The 22,235-nt window shown below is 70.4% G+C and carries 21 protein-coding genes and 1 riboswitch; of the genes, 15 read left to right on the top strand and 6 right to left on the bottom strand.

Features of this window, described 5'->3' with window-relative positions:
• Window positions 1-9: 9 nt before the first annotated feature.
• Window positions 10-1,002: a YafY family protein gene (locus AB0M73_RS15405; protein ID WP_363891246.1), complete on the top strand. Its 993-nt coding sequence runs from the start codon at window positions 10-12 to the stop codon at window positions 1,000-1,002.
• A gap of 41 nt (window positions 1,003-1,043) precedes the next feature.
• On the opposite strand, the gene AB0M73_RS15400 is transcribed toward AB0M73_RS15405, so the two are convergent.
• On the bottom strand, window positions 1,044-1,793 hold the full coding sequence (locus tag AB0M73_RS15400) for an SIS domain-containing protein (RefSeq protein ID WP_363891245.1): 750 nt from the start codon (window positions 1,791-1,793) through the stop codon (window positions 1,044-1,046).
• A gap of 81 nt (window positions 1,794-1,874) precedes the next feature.
• Entirely contained in the window at window positions 1,875-2,411 is a 537-nt protein-coding gene (locus AB0M73_RS15395) for a precorrin-8X methylmutase (protein ID WP_363891284.1), read from the bottom strand.
• Between the two features lie 79 nt (window positions 2,412-2,490).
• A riboswitch (cobalamin riboswitch) is annotated at window positions 2,491-2,664 on the top strand.
• A 52-nt stretch (window positions 2,665-2,716) separates the two neighbouring features.
• Between AB0M73_RS15395 and cobM the strand changes: the two genes are divergently transcribed.
• From cobM to AB0M73_RS15345, 10 genes are all read left to right on the top strand, one after another.
• Window positions 2,717-3,553, top strand: a complete 837-nt coding sequence (gene cobM / locus AB0M73_RS15390) for a precorrin-4 C(11)-methyltransferase (RefSeq protein WP_363891244.1) — start codon at window positions 2,717-2,719, stop codon at window positions 3,551-3,553.
• Window positions 3,550-4,317 (top strand): precorrin-3B C(17)-methyltransferase, encoded by a 768-nt coding sequence (cobJ, locus tag AB0M73_RS15385; RefSeq protein WP_363891243.1) that lies wholly within the window; start codon window positions 3,550-3,552, stop codon window positions 4,315-4,317. Before cobM ends, cobJ begins: the two co-directional genes overlap by 4 nt.
• Window positions 4,314-5,060, top strand: coding sequence for a uroporphyrinogen-III C-methyltransferase (gene cobA / locus AB0M73_RS15380; protein ID WP_363891242.1), 747 nt, complete (start codon window positions 4,314-4,316; stop codon window positions 5,058-5,060). The genes cobJ and cobA overlap by 4 nt, the downstream gene beginning before the upstream one ends.
• A complete protein-coding gene (locus AB0M73_RS15375) occupies window positions 5,047-5,709 on the top strand; it encodes an energy-coupling factor ABC transporter permease (protein WP_363891241.1) in 663 nt (220 codons plus the stop codon). Before cobA ends, AB0M73_RS15375 begins: the two co-directional genes overlap by 14 nt.
• Before the next feature lie 70 nt (window positions 5,710-5,779).
• Window positions 5,780-6,556 (top strand): cobalt ECF transporter T component CbiQ, encoded by a 777-nt coding sequence (gene cbiQ, locus AB0M73_RS15370; protein ID WP_363891240.1) that lies wholly within the window; start codon window positions 5,780-5,782, stop codon window positions 6,554-6,556.
• On the top strand, window positions 6,541-8,247 hold the full coding sequence (locus AB0M73_RS15365) for a CbiX/SirB N-terminal domain-containing protein (RefSeq protein WP_363891239.1): 1,707 nt from the start codon (window positions 6,541-6,543) through the stop codon (window positions 8,245-8,247). The genes cbiQ and AB0M73_RS15365 overlap by 16 nt, the downstream gene beginning before the upstream one ends.
• 4 nt (window positions 8,248-8,251) lie before the next feature.
• The gene (locus AB0M73_RS15360; protein ID WP_363891238.1) at window positions 8,252-9,334 is read left to right on the top strand and encodes a hypothetical protein; all 1,083 of its coding nucleotides are present in this window, start codon (window positions 8,252-8,254) and stop codon (window positions 9,332-9,334) included.
• Between the two features lie 90 nt (window positions 9,335-9,424).
• The gene (locus AB0M73_RS15355; RefSeq protein ID WP_363891237.1) at window positions 9,425-10,231 is read left to right on the top strand and encodes an SAM-dependent methyltransferase; all 807 of its coding nucleotides are present in this window, start codon (window positions 9,425-9,427) and stop codon (window positions 10,229-10,231) included.
• A gap of 7 nt (window positions 10,232-10,238) precedes the next feature.
• Window positions 10,239-11,060: an SAM-dependent methyltransferase gene (locus tag AB0M73_RS15350; protein ID WP_363891283.1), complete on the top strand. Its 822-nt coding sequence runs from the start codon at window positions 10,239-10,241 to the stop codon at window positions 11,058-11,060.
• A gap of 51 nt (window positions 11,061-11,111) precedes the next feature.
• Window positions 11,112-13,220, top strand: a complete 2,109-nt coding sequence (locus tag AB0M73_RS15345) for an EAL domain-containing protein (RefSeq protein ID WP_363891236.1) — start codon at window positions 11,112-11,114, stop codon at window positions 13,218-13,220.
• On the opposite strand, the gene AB0M73_RS15340 is transcribed toward AB0M73_RS15345, so the two are convergent.
• Together AB0M73_RS15340 and AB0M73_RS15335 are read right to left on the bottom strand one after the other, a co-directional pair.
• Window positions 13,210-14,436: an MFS transporter gene (locus AB0M73_RS15340; RefSeq protein ID WP_363891235.1), complete on the bottom strand. Its 1,227-nt coding sequence runs from the start codon at window positions 14,434-14,436 to the stop codon at window positions 13,210-13,212. The two genes, AB0M73_RS15345 and AB0M73_RS15340, sit on opposite strands and share 11 nt — an antisense overlap.
• Window positions 14,433-15,245 (bottom strand): hypothetical protein, encoded by an 813-nt coding sequence (locus AB0M73_RS15335; RefSeq protein ID WP_363891234.1) that lies wholly within the window; start codon window positions 15,243-15,245, stop codon window positions 14,433-14,435. The genes AB0M73_RS15340 and AB0M73_RS15335 overlap by 4 nt, the downstream gene beginning before the upstream one ends.
• 93 nt (window positions 15,246-15,338) lie before the next feature.
• On the opposite strand from AB0M73_RS15335, the gene AB0M73_RS15330 reads away from it, so the two are divergent.
• The 3 genes from AB0M73_RS15330 to AB0M73_RS15320 all read left to right on the top strand — a co-directional run bounded on the left by AB0M73_RS15330 (window position 15,339) and on the right by AB0M73_RS15320 (window position 17,008).
• The gene (locus AB0M73_RS15330) at window positions 15,339-15,809 is read left to right on the top strand and encodes an Lrp/AsnC family transcriptional regulator (protein WP_232240837.1); all 471 of its coding nucleotides are present in this window, start codon (window positions 15,339-15,341) and stop codon (window positions 15,807-15,809) included.
• 132 nt (window positions 15,810-15,941) lie between these two features.
• The gene (locus tag AB0M73_RS15325; RefSeq protein WP_363891233.1) at window positions 15,942-16,652 is read left to right on the top strand and encodes a hypothetical protein; all 711 of its coding nucleotides are present in this window, start codon (window positions 15,942-15,944) and stop codon (window positions 16,650-16,652) included.
• Window positions 16,649-17,008 (top strand): GntR family transcriptional regulator, encoded by a 360-nt coding sequence (locus AB0M73_RS15320; protein ID WP_043718169.1) that lies wholly within the window; start codon window positions 16,649-16,651, stop codon window positions 17,006-17,008. The genes AB0M73_RS15325 and AB0M73_RS15320 overlap by 4 nt, the downstream gene beginning before the upstream one ends.
• Window positions 17,009-17,316: 308 nt before the next feature.
• Here the strand turns inward: AB0M73_RS15320 and AB0M73_RS15315 are convergent, their stop codons facing one another.
• Window positions 17,317-18,495 carry a cytochrome P450 gene (locus AB0M73_RS15315; protein ID WP_363891232.1) on the bottom strand — a complete coding sequence of 393 codons (1,179 nt, stop codon included), beginning with the start codon at window positions 18,493-18,495 and terminating at the stop codon, window positions 17,317-17,319.
• A 76-nt stretch (window positions 18,496-18,571) separates the two neighbouring features.
• Here AB0M73_RS15315 and AB0M73_RS15310 point away from each other — a divergent pair, with 76 nt between their 5' ends.
• Window positions 18,572-19,168 carry a TetR/AcrR family transcriptional regulator gene (locus AB0M73_RS15310; protein WP_363891231.1) on the top strand — a complete coding sequence of 199 codons (597 nt, stop codon included), beginning with the start codon at window positions 18,572-18,574 and terminating at the stop codon, window positions 19,166-19,168.
• Between the two features lie 54 nt (window positions 19,169-19,222).
• Here AB0M73_RS15310 and AB0M73_RS15305 read toward each other — a convergent pair whose 3' ends face one another.
• Window positions 19,223-22,198, bottom strand: coding sequence for a glycine--tRNA ligase (locus tag AB0M73_RS15305; protein WP_363891282.1), 2,976 nt, complete (start codon window positions 22,196-22,198; stop codon window positions 19,223-19,225).
• Window positions 22,199-22,235 lie beyond the last annotated feature (37 nt).

The following is a 22,235-nucleotide window of genomic DNA, read 5'->3' as shown; positions in this document are numbered from 1 at the left end:
ATGCGGGGTATGCGTGCGAGCCGGCTGCTGTCCACCCTGCTGTTGTTGCAGACCAGGGGGCGGATGACCGCGCAGGAGCTCGCCGACGAACTCGAGGTTTCCGTACGAACCGTCTACCGCGACATCGAGTCCCTGTCCGTCGCCGGCGTGCCCGTCTACGCCGATCGCGGTCCCACCGGCGGTTATCAGCTGCTCGACGGCTATCGCACCCGGCTGACCGGACTCACCACCGACGAGGCCGACTCCCTCTTCCTGGCCGGCATGCCCGGTCCCGCCGCCGAGCTTGGGCTCGGCACCGTCGTCGCCACCGCCGAACTCAAGATGCTCGCCGCCCTGCCGCCCGACCTGCGGGCCCGGGCCAGCCGCATCCGTGAACGCTTCCATCTCGACGCCCCCGGCTGGCTGCGGGAGGCCGACGAAGTTCCCTTTCTCGCCGAAATCGCCGATTCCGTCTGGAACGAGCGGATGGTCGAGATCCGCTACCGCCGCTGGCAGACCCCTCGCGAGGTCACCCGCCGTCTCGCCCCGCTTGGCGTCGTGCTCAAGGCCGGCACCTGGTACCTCGTCGCCTTGGCCGGCGCCGACCTGCGGACCTTCCGCGTCTCCAACGTCCTCGCCGTGCAGACCCTCGACGAGCGCTTCGCCCGTCCGGCCGACTTCGACCTCGCCGCCTACTGGCACGACTGGGCCGGCCAGTTCGAGGTCCGCATGCGCGGCCAGCGAGCCCGCGTGCGGCTGTCCCCCGACGGCGTGCGGGCCCTCCCCTATTTCATCGGCCGCCAGGTCGCCGACCTGGTCACTGCCACCTTTTCCGCACCCGATGCCGAAGGCTGGGTCGAGGCCGTGGTCCCGATCGAAACCCTCCGCCATGCCCACGGCGAGTTCCTCCGGTTCGGCGCCGAACTAGAGGTTCTCGACCCCGCCGAGCTCCGCGACAAGGTGACCTCGACCGTCGCCAAACTCGCCGAGTTCTACGCCGCCTCCCGGATGGCGCCGGAGTAGCGGACCAACGGCCCGGTGGTGTTCGTTCGCGGGTCGGTGGTCTACGGGTCGCGGCGGATGCGGCCGGAGTAGTGCTCTTCGAGGGACTTGTTGTGCTCGTCGCCGCCGGGGACGTTGGCCGACAGGTAGACCGGCGGCGTCTTGCCGGCGGCGATCAGGCGGGCGCAGGCGTCGGCCAGCATCATCTGGGCGGCGAAGGCGGAGGTGATCGACGAGATCGCGCACACCTGGCCGCCGCCGGGCATCGGCAGGAGCGTGTCGCCCATCGGGCCGCAGTTGTCGATCACGACGTCGGCCAGCTCGTGCAGGTGCTTGCCGGACGGATGCCGCGACTCGACGGCGGTGGCGTGGGCCAGCGACGTGAAGGCGATCAGGCCGTGACCCCGCTCTTTGACGAGCGTGGCCATTTCGACGATCGAGCCGTTTCCGCCGGAGTTGGACGCGATGACGAACAGGTCGGTCGGGCGCGGCGAGGCGAGTTCGTACACGCGGTGGGCGATCGCCGGTTCGCGCTCGGTGTGCGGGCCGAGGGAGTCGGCGGGGGCGTCGCCGTAGGTGACGATGTCGCGCAGCGCCAGTTTGTTGGTGGGGATCAGGCCGCCGGCCCGACCGGCGATCTCCATCACCAGTCCCTGCGAGTGACCGGTGCCGAACGCCTGGACCACGCCGTCGGCCAGCACGCAGTCGGCCACCAACGCGGCGGCGGCCGCGATGGCCTCACGCTGCGTGGTCACCAACTGGTCGATCAGGTCCTTGGCCGCCGACACGAACTCGTCCTGGCCGATGGACATGCGCCACTCTCCCGTCGTCAGCAACTTGCCACGTCAGCGTTCGTCACGTTAATGGCAAACCGATCACCTGGCACGCCTGCGTCAGAGGTAAAGCAGCGCGTTGACGGCCGCGGTCGCCAGCGCCGCGCCGCCGCGTTCGCCGCGGTTGGTCAACGCCGGCACGCCGAGCTCGCGGACCGCCCGCTTCGCCTCGACTGCGCCGACGAACCCGGCCGGCAACGCGATCACCAATGCCGGCCGGATCTCGCCGGCCCGACAACGCGCGACGAGTTCGGTGACGATCGACACGTCCTGCCCGATGGCCCACACCGCGCCAACCGGAGCTTTTCGTACGAACTCCTCAACTCCGCCGGCCGTCTCGGCGACGACCATCGCCGGTCGGCTGGTGATGCCGACGGCCACCATCCGGACGTCGGCGACCACCGGTGCGCCGTCGGCCAGCGCTTGCCGGCCAGCGGCCAGCGCCTGTTCGTCGACCAGCAGGTCACCGGCCCAGGTGGGGTCGGCGGTGGTGTGCACGAGGCGTTCGACGACCGCCCGCGACAGTGGCCCCATCCCCCCGGTGTCGACGCGCCGGCGGAGAATTTCGTACGACTCCGACTCGATCGGATGAGGCACTCGCGGCACGACTGGGCTTCCCCTCGGCTGGACTGTTTCACACCGTAGTCGGCGGTGTCGGCACACCCACGCGTCAGTTAACCTGCTCCGCGAGCGTGGTTACGGGAAGCCGGTGCGAATCCGGCGCGGTCCCGCCACTGTGACCGGGAAGTCGTCCCGCAGAGCAACAGCCACTGGGCGCGTGCGCCTGGGAAGGCGCGGCGACGGCGGTGATCCGGGAGCCAGGAGACCGGCCACGCGACTGACACGCGTCGCACGGAGGATGTGATGGCTGGCATCGCGCTGCGCCTCGGGCGGTTCCCGCGGTGATCCCACCCGGACTGATCTCATTCGTCGGCGCCGGCCCCGGCGCGGCCGACCTGATGACCTTCCGCGGCGCCGACCGGCTGGCCAGGGCCGACGTCGTGGTGTGGGCGTCGTCGCTGGTGCCGGCCGAGGTGCTGGACCACGCCAATCCGGCGGCCGAGCGGCACGACTCCGCCGGCATGACGCTGGAGGACGTGCTCGAGGTCTACGCGAGCCACCCCGAAGCGGCCATCGTCCGGCTGCATTCCGGCGATCCGACCGTGTACGGGGCGATCGGCGAGCAGATCGACTGGTGTCGGCGGACCGGTCGGCCGTACGAGATCGTGCCGGGCGTCGGCTCTCTCGGCGCCGCCGCGGCGGCCGTTGGTTGTGAACTGACTTCACCGATGGTTTCGCAGTCGATCGTGTTAACACGCCTGGCCGGTGGTCGGACGGCCGCGTCGATGCCCGACGGCGAGACGGTCGCCTCGTTCGCGTCGCACCGCACGACGATGGCCGTCTACCTCTCCGCGCAGCGTCCCGAGCAGTTGCAGGCCGAGCTGCTCGCCGACGGGAACGGCTACTCCGCCGACACGCCGGCGGTCGTCGTCGCGAAGGCGACGTGGCCGGACGAGCGCATCGTCACCACCACCGTCGGCGAACTCGCCGCCGATCTGCGGGCGTCCGGGATCCGGACAGCCGCACTGGTGCTCGTCGGCGAAGCACTCCGCGCCGACCGCGAGGTCCAGCGCACCAGGTTGTACGACCCGGCCTATTCGCATGGCTGTCGGCGGCGGTCGGCCGAAGGCACCACGGAGGGCCGGCCGATTCCGGTGGAGAAGCGGAGGCTGCCATGACCGGCGTGCTCACCATCGTCGGTCTCGGACCCGGCGACGCACGACACCGCACACCGGCCGCGACCGAGGCGATCGCCGACGCCGAGGCCGTCTACGGCTACTCCGCCTATATAGACGCCTGCGACGACATCCTTCGCCCGGACCAGTTCGTCGTCCGCGGGCAGATGACCGAGGAGAAGCTCCGCGCCGAGCAGGCCGTCGAGGCCGCGGCCGGCGGCCGGCGGGTGGTGCTCGTGTCGTCGGGCGACGCCGGTGTGTACGGCATGGCGACGTTGGCGTTGAGCAATGCGTACGAAATCGAGGAATCCGCACGACCTGAGGTCCGCGTGCTGCCCGGCGTCACCGCGGCGCTCGCGGCCTCGGCGCTGGTCGGCGCCCCGCTCGCGCACGACTTCGCCTGCCTGACGCTGTCCGATCTGCTGACTCCTTGGGAGGAAGTGGAGCGCCGGCTACGGGCCGTCGCCGAGGCGGACCTGGCCATCGCGCTCTACAACCCCCGCTCCAAGGGGCGGCCGTGGCAGCTCGACCGCGCCCGCGAAGTTCTGCTCGAACGCCGCGCGCCTACTACCCCGGTGGCGTTGGTCGCCGACATCGCCCGCGACGGGCAGCGCGTCGAGCTCACCACGCTCGCCGACCTCGACTGCGACAAAGTCGGCATGACCACCACCGTGCTGATCGGTTCGTCGAGCACGCGGCGGTTCGGCGACTGGCTGGTGACGCCCCGTTCGGCGGCCGGACAGAGTGCTGGGCGGAGTGCCGGGTGACCGTGCACCTCGTGGGCGCCGGCCCCGGTGATCCCGGTCTGCTCACCTGCCGTGCGGCCGAACTTCTCAAGTCCGCCGAAGTTGTCGTCTACGACCGCCCGTCGATGGTCGACATCGTCGACATCGCGAGTTCCGCCGAAGTTGTGCATTGCGTCGGCAAAGCAGGAAGTCGTCCGGCGTGGCCCCAGGCCGACGTGAACGAGCTTCTCGTCGAACTCGGACGGGCCGGCCGCGAGGTGGTCCGGCTGAAGGCCGGCGACGCGTTCGTCGTCTCGCGCGGCGGCGAGGAAGCCGTCGCACTGGCTGCCGCCGGCGTGCCGTTCGACATCGTGCCGGGCATCTCGGCGGCCATCGCCGCACCGGCGCTCGCCGGTATTCCGGTGATGGTCCGGCAGGTCGCCACCACGCTGACGGTCGTCGCCGGCAACGACGACCCCGAGTACCGCCAGCACATCGACTGGGGCGCCATCGCCCGTGTCGGCGGCACGATCGTCGTTCTCACCGGTCGGTCCGCGCTGCGGGACATCGCCGCCCAGCTGATGGCCGGCGGTCTGCCCGCCGACACCCCCGTCGCGGCCATCAGCGCCGCGAGCCGTCCGCACCAGCGCACCGAGCTCGGCACCCTCGCCGCGCTGCCCAACCCGCGGCTCCGCCCGCCGGTGACCTTCGTGATCGGCGAGGTGGCCGCGCTCGACCTGTTGGCCATCAACGGACCGGTGGAGGGATCCGATGCACATTCCTGACGGGTTCGTGAACGCGCCGGTCTCCATCGCGGGCGGGGTGGTGGCGGTGGCGGGGCTGGCGCTGTGCAGCCGGAACCTGGGGCCGTCGCTGCGGGACCGGGACATCCCCCTCGCCGGGCTGGCGGCGGCGTTCTTCCTGGTGCTGGAGGCGCCGATCTTCCCGATCGGGGTGGGCACGGGCGGTCACCTGCTGGGCGGGACGCTGGCGGTGGCGCTGCTGGGGCCCTGGCTGGGTCCGGTGGTGATCTCGGTGGTCCTGGTGGTGCAAGCCTTGTTCGCCGGCGACGGAGGAGTGACTGCGCTGGGGGTCAACGCCGTGAACATGGCGTTGATCCCGGCTGTGGTGGGCTATCCGCTGATTCTGGGCCTGCGGAAGGTGCTGCCGAAGACGAAGCTCTGGGTGGCGATCGCCTGCGGGCTGGCGGGCTTCGTGTCGGTCACTGCGGGCGCCGTCCTGTACAGCCTGGAGTACGCGGTAGGCGGCGCGACGGCGGTGCCGCCGGTGACGGTGGCGGTGACGACGATCGGCACCTACACGGTGATCGCGGTGTTCGAGGGCCTGGTGACGGGCCTGATCGTGGCGGCGCTGCTGCGGCTGAGGCCGGATCTGGTGCGTGTGGGCCGGCATCTGACGCGGGCGAGCGCATGAGCGGGCTTACGAGCGAATTCAACGCAGTGCGTCCGCGAACGCCGACACCGAGCGCTAGCGAGGTGTCGCAGTGAGCGGAGCCGCCCACAATCCGGGCGCGGACCTGCTGATCCCGGCGGACACGCCGCTGCACCGGGCGGCGCCGCAGTGCAAGGTGGCGGCGACGGCGCTGTGCATCCTGCTGGTGGCCTGCACGCCACGGGACACGTACTGGCCGTACCTCGGCTACGCCCTGGCGCTGGCCGTGGCGGCGTACATCGCCCAGATCCCGGCGGCGATGTTGCTGCGGCGGCTGGTCGTGGAGATCCCGTTCGTGTTCTTCGTGGTGCTGCTGCCGTTCCTCGCGACCGGCCCGGCAATCCACGTCCTGGGCGTTCCGCTGGCGATCGCGGGCCTGCAGTCCGGGGCGTCGATCGTGCTGAAGGCCAGCTTCGGCCTGCTGGCCACGGGTGTGCTGGCGGCGACCACGCCACTGCCGGAGGTGATCACGGGTCTGGAGCGGCTCCGGGTGCCGAAGATCTTCACCGCGGTGGCGTCGTTCATGATCCGGTACGTCGAGGTGCTGAACTCGGAGCTCAACCGCCTGCGCACGGCTCGGGCCTGCCGCGGCGCGGATCCGCGATGGCTGTGGCAGGCCAGGGACACAGCCCTGTGCGTGGGCGCGTTGTTCGTCCGCGCCTTCGAACGGGGCGAACGGGTCTACCTCGCGATGGCGTCCCGCGGCTACGAGGGATCGCTGCCGGCGACGCTGACCGGGGAGCCGGCCAAGCGTGGGACCTGGGCGGCGGCGCTGACCGTTCCGACGATCTTTGCCGCGTTGACGGCGACAGCGTGGGCGACGACATGACCGCGCCGGCGATGGTGCTGCTGGGCCACGGCAGCCGTGACGCGGACGGTGTCGACGAGTACTGGGCGCTGGCCGAGGCGGTGAAGGCCAGCGCGCCGGATCTCCGGATCGGCTGCGGTTTCGTCGAACTGGCCGAACCGGGCGTGGACGAGGCCATCGACCGCCTGGTCGCGGACGGCGCCCACGAGATCGTGGTGGTGCCGCTGGTCCTGCTGGCCGCCGGACACCTCAAGAACGACGGCCCGGCCTCGATGGCCCGTGCCCGCCAACGACACCCGTCCGTCCACTTCAGACTGGCCCGGGACCTGGGCATCGAGCCGACGATCCTGTCGATCGCCGAGGAGCGGATCCGCGACGCCGCGGGCGACGCGGATCCGGAGAAGCTCGGCGTCGCGCTGATCGGGCGCGGCTCGTCGGACCCCGATGCCTGCTCCGACCTGTGGAAGGTCGGCCGGCTGCTGGCCGACAAGCGCGGTCTCGGCACGATCGAGCCGGGCTTCGTGTCCGTCGCCCGCCCGAACGTCGCCGAGGCGATGGAACGCTGCCGTCTGCTCGGCGCGACCACCATCGTGGTCAGCCCGTTCTTCCTGTTCACGGGCATGCTGGTGCCGCGAATCCACCAGCAGGCCGGCGAATGGGCGGCCGAGCACCCGGAGATCATGGTCCGCGGCGGCGGCCACCTCGGCCCCGATCCGCGGCTGGCGCGAATCGTCCTGGAGCGCTACCGCGAGGCGCTGCACGGGGACGTCCGGATGAACTGCGACCTGTGCACGTACCGGGTCCAGCTGCCGGGTTACGAGGACAAGGTCGGGCTGCCGATTTCCCTTACCCCGCACGGCGACGAGCCCGCGCGCGGCAAGCGGAAGGCCCGCCGGGCGATCCGCACCCCGTCCCTCGCGCCGACGGTCGAGGTCCGTCGCGGCCGGTTCATGCCCTCCACCACGGCCTCGAACGAGCGGGCCGCGATCGAGATCCGCGGCGTCAGCTTCGACTACCCCGACGGCACGTCCGCTTTGTCCACTGTGGACCTAACTGTCCACCGTGGTGAACGGGTCGCGCTGCTCGGACCGAACGGGGCCGGCAAGACGAGCCTGGTGCTGCAACTCAACGGCGTCCTCACGCCGTCGGCGGGCGAGGTCCTGATCAGCGGCACCGCCGTCGGCCCGAAGACGCTCAAGGAGGTGCGCCGCAAGGTCGGCGTCGTCTTCCAGGATCCCGACGACCAGCTGTTCACACCGACGGTCGGCCGGGACGTCGCATTCGGGCCGGCCCATCTCGGCCTCAAGGGCGACGAGCTCAAGGAGCGCGTGACCGAGGCACTGTCCTATGTGGGCCTTGCCGATCTCGCCGATCGTCCGCCGCACCGGCTTTCCCTCGGCCAGCGCCGGCGCGCGGCGGTCGCGACCGTGCTGGCCATGCACCCCGAGGTCCTCGTGCTCGACGAGCCATCGTCCAATCTGGACCCGGCGGCCCGCCGCGAGTTCGCGGATCTGGTGAAACGACTGGGCATGACCACGCTATTGGTCACCCACGACCTGCCGTACGCGTTGGAACTGTGCCACCGCGCCGTGGTGTTGGACCACGGCCAGGTCGTCGCGGACGGCGCGATCCGGGAGATCCTCGCCGATTCCGGCTTCATGAGCGCGCACCGGCTGGAGCTGCCGGCCGGCTTCAATCCCTTGGGAGGCTGACGAAGTGGCCCGCCTTGTCGCCCTGGTCGCTGTGCTGCTGCTGGCGCTGGCCGCGCCCGCGTCCGCCCATGAGGCCGACGCGCACACGCCGCCGGACCGCGTTGGAGACCTGCGCAGCGCCCTGATCCAGTCCAGCCAGGAGCTGCCGTCGGGCGTGCAGTTCCAGGTGTTGCAGAACGGCGAAGCCCTGTGGCTGCGCAATTCCACTCGAACGGATGTCGTCGTTCTCGACCCGGACGGCGCGCAGCGCTACCAGATCGGACCCGACGGCGCGGCGGTCAACGCCGCCCTCCCGGCCGAGCCGACGCCGTCGGGCGACATCAGCGAGGACCCGGAGAAGCCGACCGGCGACGCGGCCAAGGCGCCGCGCTGGCAACGCATCTCCGCCGATCCGGCGGTGCAGTGGCACGATCACTACGCGCACTGGGGTGACGCAACACTTCCGTCGCAGGTTGTGTCGGATCCGGGCCACGAGCACCTGATCCGGGCCTGGCAGGTCGATCTCGTCTCGGACGGCAGGACCTACCAGGTGCGCGGCGAGCTGCGCTGGATCCCGGGACCGTCGCCCGCACCGTGGATCCTGGTCACGGCGTCATTGGCGATCGCCGCCTCGCTGCTGGGCCTTGTCCGCCGCAGCCAGCGCCCGCTGGCCGTCGCGACGGCCGTGCTGGTGCTGGCCGCCGCCACCCACGGAATTGCCACAATTCTCGGTCGTCAGGCCGAGAATCAGTGGACTGTCCTTTCGCACGAGTACCTGCCGGTCGTGCTCGCCTGGTTGGTCGGGGCAGCGGCGGTGGCCCTGTTGGCGGCCGATCGGAGCACCGGACGATGGTTCGCGGCGCTGGCCGCGGTGGGCCTGGGCGCCCTCGCCTTTCTCCAGGATCTGCCGGAGTGGTGGAGCTCGACCAGCATCGTGGCGCTGCCCGTCGAACTGGACCGCGCGCTGGTGTCGATCACAGCGGGTGTCGCCGTGGGCGTGGTGATCACGGTGCTTCGGACACCGAACATCACCCGATCGGACGCTGTAACGGCAACGCAGGGAGACGACCCTGCCCGTGTGGACGGGGTTTCACCTCAAGGCAGGTAGACGTTCCGGCCCCGATCACTACACTCCCGAGGGCTACCACCGAAACGCCAGGGTGCGCGCCGTTCGCAGCACCGGACCACGAGGTGCGCCGTGCTTGACCACACGAGCTGGGCTCACACCTACATCGATCTGGACACGCCCAACGCGGCCCGGATCTACGACTACCTTCTCGGCGGGGCCACCAACTCCGAGGCCGACCGCGAGCTGGCACGCCAGGTCATCAAGGCGATGCCCGAGGTGCAGTACCTGACGAGGGCCAATCGCGCGTTCCTGCGCCGCGCCGTGCGCCATCTGGTCGATCTGGGTGTCCACCAGTTCATCGACATCGGCTCCGGCATCCCGACCGTCGGCAACGTGCACGAGGTGGCGCAGGCGCGCGACCCGCGCTGCCGCGTCGTCTACGTCGACCGCGAGCCGACGGCAGTCGTCCACAGTGAACTCCTGTTGCAGAACAACGACTTCGCCGCCGTGGTGCAGGAGGACTTCCGCCGCCCGGGCGCCGTCCTGTCGTCACCGGAAGTGCAGCACCTGATCGACTTCGACCAGCCGGTGGGCCTGCTGCTGTTCGCGCTGCTGCACCACATCCCCGACGAGGACGAGCCGGCCGAGCTGATGTCGGTGTACCGCGAGGCGCTGCCCGAGGGCAGCTATGTGGCCCTGTCGCACCCCACCCACGAATCCGTCACCGACCACATCCTCACCGTCTACGACCTGTACGCCGCCAACCAGACGCCGATCACGCTGCGCGGCCTGGCCGACGTCGCCACACTGGTCGAAGGTTTCGAACCACTGGAGCCGGGCATCGTGTACGTGCCACGCTGGCGACCGGAGTTCCCCGAGGACGCCGACCATGACGAGGAGGCCGCCATGTACGGCGTGGTGGCGAGGAAGCGCTGACGTGCCGATGCTGGACAGACCGAAATGGGCGCCCAAACGCATCGACCTCACCCGGCCCAGCGGGGCGCGGGTGTACGACTATCTGCTCGGCGGCGGCTGCAACACGGCGGCCGACCGGGAGCTGGCCAAGCGCCTGATCGAGGTGATGCCGCAGGTGCGCGCCACCGTGCGGCTGAACCGGAGCTTCCTGCGCCGGGCGGTGACCTATCTGGTCGGCCAGGGCGTCACGCAGTTCCTGGACATCGGTTCGGGCATCCCGTCCGTGGGCAACGTGCACCAGATCGCCCAGGGCCTCGATCCGAAGTGCCGCGTGGCGTACGTGGACAACGACCCGATCGCCATCGCCTACGCGGAGCCACTGCTGCAAGAGAACGAGCTGGCCACGGCGGTGCTGGGCGACTTCCGCTCGCCGGAGGGGGTGCTGGGCGCGCCGGAGGTCCGGGCGCTGATCGACTTCGACCGGCCGGTCGCCGTGCTGACGCTGCTGATGCTGCACTTCGTCCCGGACAGCGCCGACCCGGCGCGGTTGATGGGCCGCTACCGGGACGCGCTGGCGCCCGGCAGCCACGTCGCGCTGTCCCATCCGAGCTTCACCGGCGCGGACGGCGCGCTGCTCGCCGAGGCCCAGACGGTCGGCGACATCGTGCAGGACACCATGGAGCCGCTGCACCTGCGCACCGCCGACGACCTGCTGCGCATCATCGCCGGCTTCGAGCCGGTGCCGCCCGGTGTGGTCCATCTGCCGCTGTGGCGGCCCGACTCCGCCGCGGACGTCGGCCGTCACCCGGAGAGTTCGCTCGTCTACGGAGTGGTGGCGGCGAAGCCGTAGCCGATGCCGAATACACTTACCGGCCGGGATGCCGGAACGAGCGAGGTGGCGATGACCGAGGACGGTCGCAGCGCCCAACTGCGCGAGTTCGCCGAGGGCTGGGCCGCGGCCATCATCGACACCAGCTACGTGCCGATGTCCCGGCGCGAGATCGAGGACTTCCTGCTGGACCTGTCCGGCAACCTGCTGACCGCGCTGGTCAGCGAGCCGTTCGACCCCGAGCCGGCGATCGAGGTCGGGGCCCGGCTGGTCAACGCCCACTTCACCGCCCCGGAGGCGCTCGGCCGCACACTGCAGCTGCTCGGCACCGGCCTGGTGCGGCCGGCCGGCATCTCCAGCGAGGACCTCAAGCTGCTGGACCGGGTCGTCCAGCTGCTCGGACGGCTCAGCACCGGCTACTCGGAGGCGCTGCGCGAGCGCACCTTCGAGGAGCAGGAGGTCATCAAGCAGGCCATGTGGCTGGCCACGGATGTGGCGCAGCGGCGGCTACAGGACAGCGAGTCCCGCTTCCTGGCCGTGTTCGACTCGGCGCCGATCGGGCTGGCCATCGGGGACTTCGACTCCAACATCCTCGAGTCCAACCAGGCGCTGCAGGAGCTGCTCGGTTACAGCCGTGAGGAGCTCAACGGGCTGACCGGCGCGGACATCCTGCACCCGGACGACATCCCCGACACCCTCCAGCGCTACGACCGCCTGTTCCGCGGCGAGTACCCGTCGTTCCGCAGCCGGCAGCGGCTGCTGAAGAAGGACGGCGACATGCTGTGGGCCAACGTCACCGTGTCCGCGGTGCGTGACTCCACGGGCGTGGCCACGTACCAGGTGGCGATGGTCGAGGACGCCACCGAGCTGCACTACGCGAACCAGGCGATGGCCACGCTCGGCATGCAGGACCCGCTGACCGGCCTGCCGACCAGGACGGCGTTCATGGCCCGGCTGGACAGCGTGCTCGGACGTGTGGACCGGCCGCGGCGGGTCGCGCTGTGCGTCTTCGGCATTGACGGGTTCGCCGCCATCAACGACGGGCTCGGCCCCGAGGTCGGCGACGAGGTGCTGCTCAAGCTGGGCACCAAGCTGCGCTATCACGCCGAAGACAACAAGATGCTGGCCGCCCGGCTCGGCGGCGACGAGTTCGCGCTGCTGATCGAGGAGTCCGAGGGCACCCGGACCGTGACGCCGCTCGTCGAGGAGGCGATGCGGCTGATCAACGAGCCGGTGACGGTGCTCGGGCACCGGCTGTCCGTGCACGCCAGCGCGGGCATCGTGGAGCGGGCGGTCGGTCGGGAACAGCCGGCGGAACTGCTGCGGGACGCCACGATGGCGCTGCACTGGGCCAAGCAGGGCGGCAAGGCGCAGTGGGCCCTGTTCGACAAGCAGCGCTGCGACCGTGACCGCGCGCAGCTTCAGCTGGCGCTGACCATGCCCGTGGCCTTGGACAACGGCGAGTTCACCGTCATCTACCAGCCGATTCGCGCCCTCGGCGACAACCGTCTGATGGCCGTCGAGGCGCAGCTGGCCTGGGATCACCCGGAGCACGGCGTGCTGCCGCCGGCGGAGTTCCTGGCTTTGGCCGAGCGCACCGGGCTGGTGGTGCGGCTGTCCGAGTGGCTGCTGCTGGAGGTGTGCCGGCAGGCGCGCGAATGGCAGCTGGAGTTCGGCGAGCGCGCCCCGGTCGTGAGCGTGAAGATGCCGCCGCGGCAGGCGCGCGACCCCGACTTCCTGCCGAACGTGCTGCGGGCGTTGGCCGACAGCGGTCTCGACGGCAATCTGCTGCGGCTGGAGCTCGAGCCCGACGCCCTCGACGGCGAAGGCGACGAGCAGGAGGAGGACATGATCCTGCTCGCCGAACGCGGCATCACCTTCAGCATCTCCGGGCTGTCGGGGCACCCGCCGGAGCACCTGGCGGCCCGACCTCTGACCGCGCTCAAGAGCCGGGATCTGGTGGTTGCCCAGGCCAACGGGGAGCGGGAGACGATTCCGGCGACGGTCTCGTGGAACACCGTGTCGCTGGCCCATCAGATGGGCATGCAGGTGATCGCCGAGAACGTGGACACCCTGGACGATGTGGCGTGGCTGCGGGAGATCGGCGTGGACGCCGGTCAGGGCGTCGCGCTCGGCGAGCCCGGCGGCCCCGAGGACATCGGGCCGCTGATCACACGGTGACCGGTGTGCGGACGAGGTTCCGCGCGGCCGGCGCCAGCTTGCGCAGGCTCAGTCCCAGCGCCAGCATGCCCAGCGTCAACGCGGCCGTGAACACCGTGACCTCGGCCCAGCCGCCGCCCGAAAAGGCAAGCCCGCCAACGGATCCGCCGACGCTGCTGCCCAGGTAGTAGCACAACTGGTAGGCGGCGGCCGCCTGCGCCGGATGGGCCGCGCGGGCGCTGACCCAGCCGCTGGCCACCGTGTGGCCCGCGAAGAAGCCGGCGGTGAGCAGCAGCAGTCCCAGGACGACGAGCACGATGTTGTCGAAGAGCATCAGGCCGAGGCCGGCCAGGCTGACCAGCGCCGTTCCCCACAGCACTTGGCGCCGGCTGTAGCGGTCGACCAGCCGACCGGCGACCGGGGAGCTGACCGTGCCGGCGAGGTAGGCGACGGAGATCAGGCCGACGATCGCCTGCGACAGGCCGAAAGGGGCGGCCGTGAGGCGGAAGCCGAGGTAGTTGTAGATCGTGACGAAGCTGCCCATCAGCAGCATGCCGATCAGGTAGAGGCGCACCAGACCGCTGTCCCGGAAGCAGCGGCCCAGCGAGCGCATCCCGATCGGCTTCTGGTTGAAGTTCGACGAGGACGGCATCACCGCGCGGAACAGCAGGGCGCAGGCCAGCGAGGTCACGCCGACAGCGCCGAGCGCCCAGCGCCAGCCGCCGAGATCGGTGACCAGGCCCGTGATCACGCGGCCGGCCATGCCGCCGATGCTGTTGCCGCCGATGTAGAGGCCGACGGCGAATCCGAGTGATCCTCGGTGTACTTCCTCGGCGAGATAGGCCATGGCGACGGCAGGCAGGCCGGCGACCGCCAGGCCCTGCAACGCCCGCAAGGCCAACATGACCGTGAAGTTCGGGCTGAAGGCGACGGCGATCTGGAGCAGCGCCGTGGCGAACAGCGACGCCGTCATGACCGGCATTCGACCCCACCGCTCGGAAAGCATGCTCAGCGGCACGATCGCCAGGGCCAACATGCCGGTGGCGATGGAGATCGCCAGGCTCGACTCGGCGGGCGTGAGCCGGAAGTCCTTGGCGAACAAGGGAAGCAGCGGTTGCACGCAGTAGAGGACCATGAACGTGGCCAGGCCGGCGGCGAACAGGCCGAGATTGATGCGACGGAATCCCTTGCTGCCACGGCGATGTGCTTGATCTTCGGGCGCATGGGTCACGGTCATGCACTGGAAGCTAGTTGCCGCTCGTTCATGCGTCCAATACAGGAATCGCCGTGATTCGATCCATAGGTGAATAGGTTGACCGCAATGTGCGCGAACACCGTTGCCGCCACGGCAAGCGGGAACGCGGCGAGGGCGCCCAACAACGACAGGGTGCTCGCGATCGTGAGAAAGAACACCGAGGATGTGAAAGCTCCGACTACGACCGAGCGCAGCGAGATGACCGCCACCGGGCCGCCGGCCCCATGATGCCCGTGCGCGGCGAACAGTGCTGCGAACAAAGGGAAAGAGGCCACGAGGCCGATCGTTCTCGACCCGACCATCGTGGCGGTCGCGAGGACCGACGTCGTCATGACCGTGGCGACGGCGATGCGGGCCGGAAGTTCCCACGGCAGGGACAGAACCTCGCGCGGCGTCAGAGCCGGCCAGGCCGCCAGCGTCGCCGCAAGACCCGTCGGCACAAGAAATTCCAGTACCGGCAAGGAGAAGTCGTGCAGGCTCAGCGTGAGCGCGGCGATCGCGTAGCAGCAGATGGCGATCGGCAGCGCGATCGACCAGCGGTGGGCGAGCGCCGTGCGGGCGTAGCCGAGACAGAAGGCGGCGATCGCCAACTGGCCGGACAGGGTCGCGATCGCCGTCTGGACGGCGAAGGTCTCGCCTTCGCGGACGGTCAGCAGCGCGAGCGAGGACGCGGCGGTCAGCGGGAGGCCGACGAGGCGGCCGCCGAACAGCGTCGCCCAGCGGCGTTGGAGGAGGGTGGCGGCGATGATCAGGGTGGGCGTCAGGAGGAGTTTGAGCAGGTCGGGCCCCATGACTTCGACCCTCTCAGCAATCCCGCCGCATTTGTCGCGGAATTCTCGGCACTAGGCCGTGATCGGCCGCGATCTCCTCGGTAGATTGACGTTATGACTTCGGAAGTCGCAGTGGACGCCGTCGACCGGGAGATCCTCACCGTGCTCCTGCACGACGGCCGGGTCACGTATCAGGAGCTGGGTCGGGCCGTCCGTCTGAGCGCCAACGCCGTCGCCGACCGGGTGCGTCGACTCCAGCGGTCGGGGCTCCTGCGCGGCTACCGCGCGGACCTCGACTTCGCCGCCCTCGGCCGGCCGTTGGTGCTGGTCACCGAGGCGCGGCTGCGAGACGGCGTGTCCGGCGCCGAGTTCGAGCGGGGACTGCGCCGGTTTCCGCAGATCTTCTCGGCCGCGCACGTGACCGGGGAGTACGACTACCAGCTGCGGATGGCCTGCGTCGACACCGCCGAATTCGAGGAGTTGATCGAGCGGCTCAAGCGCGAGCACGGGGTCCGTGAGCTGCGGAGTCGCCTCGTGCTGCGGCAGATCCCGCTCGACCCGGCCGGTGTGCTGGAGATCACCTGAGGCGTTCGGGTGTATTCGGGGCTTGACGCCGGGTGTATTGACCTACGTCCGACGGGCGACGCGGAGCCGCTGGTCCGATACGGTGATGACAGTCACATGTCAAACCGGTCGCACTCAATGCCGAGGAGCTCCGTGGGATACGTCGACTCGTGGACGCAGCGCTATCGCGGCGTGGACCTGGGGCCCCACGGCCTGCTGCTCGGTCGCCTTCTCGTCCGCCGGCGGGCCGTCCATCTCGGTGTCGGCCTGGTCGCCGTGATCCTCGCCCTTCGGATCACGCAGTTCCTGCTCGGTTCGACCGCCTTGATCTGGCCGATGGCGCTGACCGCGCTCGTCGCCCTCGCCGCCGGTATCGCCCTCGTTGTCCAGCGCGTCGGCGACGCTCGCGTCGCCGCCACCCAGCGGGAGCACGTCGACCGTTTCGAGCCCGTCGACTTCAACGCCGTCGTCGGCCGCCGCACCCGCGTCCTGTTGGCCGTCTCCTACACCGGCGCCGCACTTCTCGGTTTCGCCGCACTTCTCACCCGCGGCGATATTCAGCTCGCCGTCGTTTTCCTCGTCGGCGTCGCACTGCTGGCCGCCGTCACCTACGCCTCGTTGCACGGCGCCCTCACCCGCGCCCCCATCGCCGTCGACCTCGGTTCCCTCCAGGCCGACGACCTGCTCCGCGTCCACGACGCCCGCCACGCCGCCGTCGCCTACCCCGTGCTGCTGGCGCTGGTGACGATGTCGACCTCGTCGTCGATCTGGTTGTTAACTGTGTACACAGCCGTTTCGGCTGTGATCTCGGTTTTCGCGATGGCCCACGAGCCGTTGACGCCGAAGGTCCCGGTGGCCCGGTGATCCAGCTCGACACCGCGTCACCCGTTCCGCCGTACGAGCAGGTCAAGTCGCAGTTCGCCCGTCAGATCGCCGAGCGCACCCTGGCCGTCGGCACCCGCCTGCCCACCGTCCGGCAGCTCGCCGCCGATCTCGGCCTCGCCGTCAACACCGTCGCCCGCGCCTACCGCGAACTCGAGGAGGCCGGCCTCGTCCAGACCCGTGGACGCGCCGGCACCTTCGTCAGCCCCGCCGGCGAGCACAGCCTCCAGCGCGCCCAGCAGGCCGCCCGCCAGTTCGCCGCCGCCACCGCGGACCTCGGCCTCTCCGCCGACGATCTCCTCCACATCGTCCGCGCGGCCCTCACCCACCCCGCCTGATTCCGGGACCTCCACCCGCGCCGACCCACTCTGCCGCCGCTTTCCTCAACTTCGCCGAAGTTTCTCAAGTTCGCGGAACTCCCCAACTCCGGCGAAGTTCTCAATTTCGCCGAACTCCCGAACTTCGGCGGAGTTCTCAAGCTCGCCGGACTCCCCGACTTCGGCGAAGGTCTCACCTTCGGCGAGGTTCTCCAGGCCGCCGAACTTCTCGACTGCGGCGGAATCGAGAAGTTCGGCGAACTACGGGGCAACGCCCGGCCGGGTGCGGCTCGCCAGATGGCGGCCGGCACCGGAACGTCATTCGACGGTCACCAAGTGACCGGCACTGCGACAAGACCGCCGCCGAGCTGGTTGACGCGCAGCTTGATCTCCTCCACCGGGACGGCGAGGCGCAGGGTGGGGATTCGGCGGAGCAGGGCGTCGAACACGATCTGGAGTTCGAGGCGGGCCAGGTTGGCGCCGATGCAGTAGCGGGCGCCGTGGCCGAAGGTGAGGTGCTGGTTGGACGGGCGAGAGATGTCGAAGTGCACGGCGTCGGCGAAGACCCGTTCGTCGTGGTTGGCGGCGCCGGCGCCGAGCAGGACGGCGTCGCCGGCCTTGATCGTGGTGCCGCCGACTTCGATGTCCTCTCGGGCGTAGCGGAGCAGGCCGCCACCGCCGGTCATGCTGCGACGCAGGACCTCCTCGATGGCGGAGGCGGCCAGCTTCTCGTCCTGGACGTAGGCCTCGCGCTGGTCGGGATTGGTCAAGAACAGCACGGTGCCGACGTCGATGCGGACCATGGTGGTCTCGTGGCCGGCGAACAGCAGGCCGGCGCACAGGGCGGACAGCTCCTCGTCGCCGACCCGGTCGCCGTAGTCGGCGACGAGGTCGCTGATCAGGTCGTCGCCGGGCTCGGACCGCTTCCGATGGATGAGCCCCTTCATGTACGCGTTGAGGCTCTCCCAACCGGCGGCGGAGCGAGCGCCGTCGACGATGTCGCCGACAGCATCGGACCAGGCGCGGAAGTCGTCCCGGTCCTCGTAAGGCACGCCGAGCAGGGCGCAGATGACCAGTACGGGCAGCGGCATGGACAACCGCTCGTGCAGATCGACGGGACCGCCGTCGGCGAGCATGCCGTCGATGACGGTGTCGACGATCCCCTGGACGTGGGGGCGCATCGCCCGCATCCGCCGCGGCGAGAAGGCGGGCATGAGCATCGCCCGCATCATGGCGTGGTTCTCGTCCTCGTTGTCGTCCTCGACGGCGCCGCCGACCAGGACGGAGTTGGTCGTACGGGCAGCTTCCTCCGGATTCGGGTGCGAGCGGCCCAGACGCGGGTCGGCGAACAGCTCGCGAACCTCGTCGTAGCGGGTGACCAGCCACGCCTCGTCGCCGATCTGCGTGCGAATGCGGGTGATGGGCCCCTCGGCCTGAAGCTTCAGCAGTTGCGGTGACGGTTCGAGCAGGCCGCCGTCGACGAACGGCAGCTGCGGCAGTGCGGTCATCGTCCCTCCCCAGGCTACGTATACTTTGAAATATACACACGCCTGTCAACATCGGCGACCTGGTAGGACAGTGCACGTGACGGGACAGCGCAGCGAACGACTGCCACGAGCGCAGCGGCGGGAGCAGATCCTGGCGGCGGCGACGACGGCGTTCGCGCGGGCCGGATTCGCCGCGACGAGCCTGGACGACGTCGCCCACGAGGCCGGTATCAGCCGCATGATCGTCTACCGGCACTTCGACTCGAAGCGGGACCTCTATCGGCAGGCCCTGGAACGGATCGGCGACCTGATCGCGGTGGCCGCGCAGGCCGAGAAGATCGACATAAGCACGTTGCACGCGTTCATCGCCGCCGCCGCGGCCGAGCCGGACGGCTTCCGCCTGCTGTTCCGGCACGCCGCTCGCGAGCCGGAGTTCCGCGCCGAGGTGGAAGAGCTGCGCCGCGGCATGGCCAGCGCCACCCACGAGCAGATCGCCGGCCGGATCGACGACCCGGTGTGGGCGACCTGGGCCGCGAACTGCATCCCCCTCGTGTTGTCGGAGACGATCATGGCCTGGCTGGACGCCGGCCAACCGGATCCGGAGTCCATTTCGGACCGCGTGCGGCATGCCCTCAACGGTGTGATCGAGGCGGCCGGCGGCAACCTCGACGGAGACGGGTCGAGCGAAGGCTGAACGAAAACGGCCCCGCCTCCCGAAGGAGGCGGAGCCGTCGTCACGACCGGGTGGTCAGAGGGCGCGCCAGTCGAGGACGCCGTCGGCGAGGGAGTTGATCGTCGCCAGCAGGCCGAGACGGGCCCTGCGAAGCTCCGGGTCCTCGGCCATCACGAGCACGTCGTCGAAGAACGCGTTGACGGGGCCGGTCAGCGGCGAGGCGATGCCGACGAACTCGGCGAGGCCGGTGGTGTCCGAGCCGAACTGCGCGGCGACCTTGTCGACGGTCTCGTGCAGGGCGATCTCGGCCGGCTCGACCAGCCGGGACGAGTCGTAGCCGGCGTCGGTGCCGGCCGGCACGATCCGCCGGACCCGCTGGAGCGCGGCGGCGAGAGCCGCGAAGTCGGCGTCGTCGCCGAGCCGCTCCAGCTCGGCCAGCGCGGCGTCGGCGTCGGCCGGGGTGTCGGCGAGCGGCAGCACCGCCTGCACGAGCCGGTGCTCGTGACCGGCGTCGAGCAGCTGCTGCTCGTAGCGGCGGACGCTGAACTCGTGCGCGTCGGCGAGCGCCTTCTCCGGTACCTCGACGCCCTGGGCGGCGACACGGCGAGCTGCGGCGGCCAGCCCCTGCTTCAGGGTGACGGCCCTGAGCTGCGGGAACGCCCGCAGGATGCTGACAACGCCGAGGGTGGCGCGGCGAAGCGCGAACGGGTCGGAGCTGCCGGTCGGGGTGGCGCCGATGGCGAACAGGCCGGCCAGCGAGTCGAGCCGGTCGGCCAGGGCGAGCAGCGCACCGGGCACGCTGGCCGGCAGCGCGCCGCCGGCGGTCCGCGGCTGCTCCATCTCCGCAAGCGCTTGCGCCACCTCGGCGGTCTCGCCGGCCCGCAGCGCGTACTCGCGGGCCATGGTGCCGGCCAGGCTGGACAGCTCGATCACCATCTGCGTCGCCAGGTCGAACTTGGCCAGCTCACCGGCGCGGTCCAGCGTGGTGCGCTCGGCGGCGTCGAGGCCGACGATGTCGGCCAGGTCGGCGGCCACGCCGGCAATGCGCTGGGCACGGTCGGCGACCGAGCCCAGCCGCTCCTCGAACGTCAGCTTGGCCAGCCCGGTCTTGTGCTGCTCGGGCGAGCGCTTCTGGTCGGCCCGCCAGAAGAACGCGGCGTCCTCGTACCGGGCCCGCAGCACCGACTCGTAGCCGGCGCGCACCAGGTCGACGTCACACGAGCCGTTGGCCACGGCGACGAAGTTCGGCAGCAGCCGGCCGTCCGCGCCGCGGACCGGCAGGTAGCGCTGGTGCTTGCGCATCACCGTGGTCAGGATCTGGTTCGGCAGTTCGAGGTAGTCGGCGGCGAACGAGCCGAGGATCGGGTTGGGCTGCTCGACGAGGTTGGTGACCTCGTCGACCAGGGCGGCCTCGCCCTCGAAGTCCACGGTGCCGCCGGCCTCGGCGGCCAGCTCCGTGGCGCGGGCGATGATCTGCTCACGGCGGACCGCGCCGTCGAGCACGATGTCGTGGCCGTCGAGGAAGTCGACGTAACCGTCGGCCGAGGCGACCTCGACCTCGGGCTCCTGCGCGGTCCGGTGCACGCGCGTGAAGCGGCTGCTGGACAGCGAGGACACGGCCACCGGGACGACCGTCTCGCCGAGCAGCGCGACCAGCCAGCGCACCGGCCGCGTGAACGACAGGCCGGCGTCACGCCACCGCATGTTCTTGTCGGCTCGCAGTTCGGCGACGATCTGGCCGAGCAGCTCGCTGAGCACCTCGACGGCGCCGCGGCCGATGTCGGTCTTCACGACGCCCACGTGCTCGACGCCGTCCACGTCGATGCGGAGCAGCTCCTCGGGCGCGATGCCCTGGCCGCGGGCGAAGCCCTGGGCGGCCTTGGTCGGGTTGCCGTCGGCGTCGAACGCCGCCGTCGCGCGGGGACCACGCACGGTGCGCTCGGCGTCGGGCTCACGCGGCTGCACGTCGTCGACCAGCAGCACGAGGCGTCGCGGCGTCGCGTGCACGGTGATGTCACCGTGGCCGAGACGAGTGCCGGCGAGCTTGGTGGTCAGCGCCTCGCGGACGGCTTCGGCGCTGCGCACGACCTCGACGTGCGGCAGCTCCTCGACGCCGATCTCGAACAGCAGCGTCGAAGGCGCGTCGACGGTCGGAAGTTCGGCCGGCAGCTGCGCGGCGGCCGGCGGCTCGACGACGCCGAGCGGGTGCCCCATCTCCTCGCGGCGCTCGGCCCAAAGCTGGGCGGCCTGCCTGGTCAGGGTGCGCATCTGGCCGAAGGCCTTGGCGCGCTCCGTGGTGCTGATCGCGCCGCGGGCGTCCAACACGTTGAACGCGTGGCTGCACTTGAGCACGTACACGTACGCCGGCACCGGCAGCCGCTCGGCGATCATGCGCCGGGCCTCGGTGGCGTACTCGTCGAACAGCCGGTGGTTGACCTCGATGTCGGCGTCGTCCAGGTAGTAGCGGCTCATCTCGTACTCGGACTGGCCGAACACCTCGCCGTAGGAGATGTCGGGCGCGTACGCGATGTCCTTGAAGTGGCCGACGCCTTGCAGGGCCATCAGGATGCGCTCGATGCCGTAGGTGATCTCCACCGACACCGGGTCCAGCGTCAGGCCGCCGGCCTGCTGGAAGTAGGTGAACTGGGTGATCTCCAGGCCGTCCAGCCAGACCTCCCAGCCCAGGCCCCACGCGCCCAGCGCCGGCGACGCCCAGTTGTCCTCGACGAACCGGATGTCGTGGGCGTCGATGTCGATGCCGAGCACCTCGAGGCTGCCCAGGTACATCTCCTGCGGGTTGCCCGGGTCCGGCTTGAGGATCACCTGGAACTGGGTGTGCATCTGCAGCCGGTTCGGGTTCTCGCCGTAGCGGGCGTCGTCGGGCCGCACGCTGGGCTCGACGTAGCCGACGTGCCACGGCTCGGGACCGAGCACCCGCAGCGCCGTGGCAGGGTTGGCGGTACCGGCCCCGACCTCGGTGTTGAACGGCTGCACGACCATGCAGCCCCGGTCGGTCCAGTACTTCTGCAACGCGAGCAACGCGTCCTGCATCGTCAACACGGGTGAACCCTCTTGCCATCGGTCGCGG

This window comes from Kutzneria sp. NPDC051319 (genome assembly GCF_040682195.1).
In the GTDB taxonomy this organism is placed as follows: Bacteria; Actinomycetota; Actinomycetes; order Mycobacteriales; family Pseudonocardiaceae; genus Kutzneria.
Note: the sequence above shows the minus strand (reverse complement) of the source record. Positions and strands in the feature narration are given on the sequence as shown.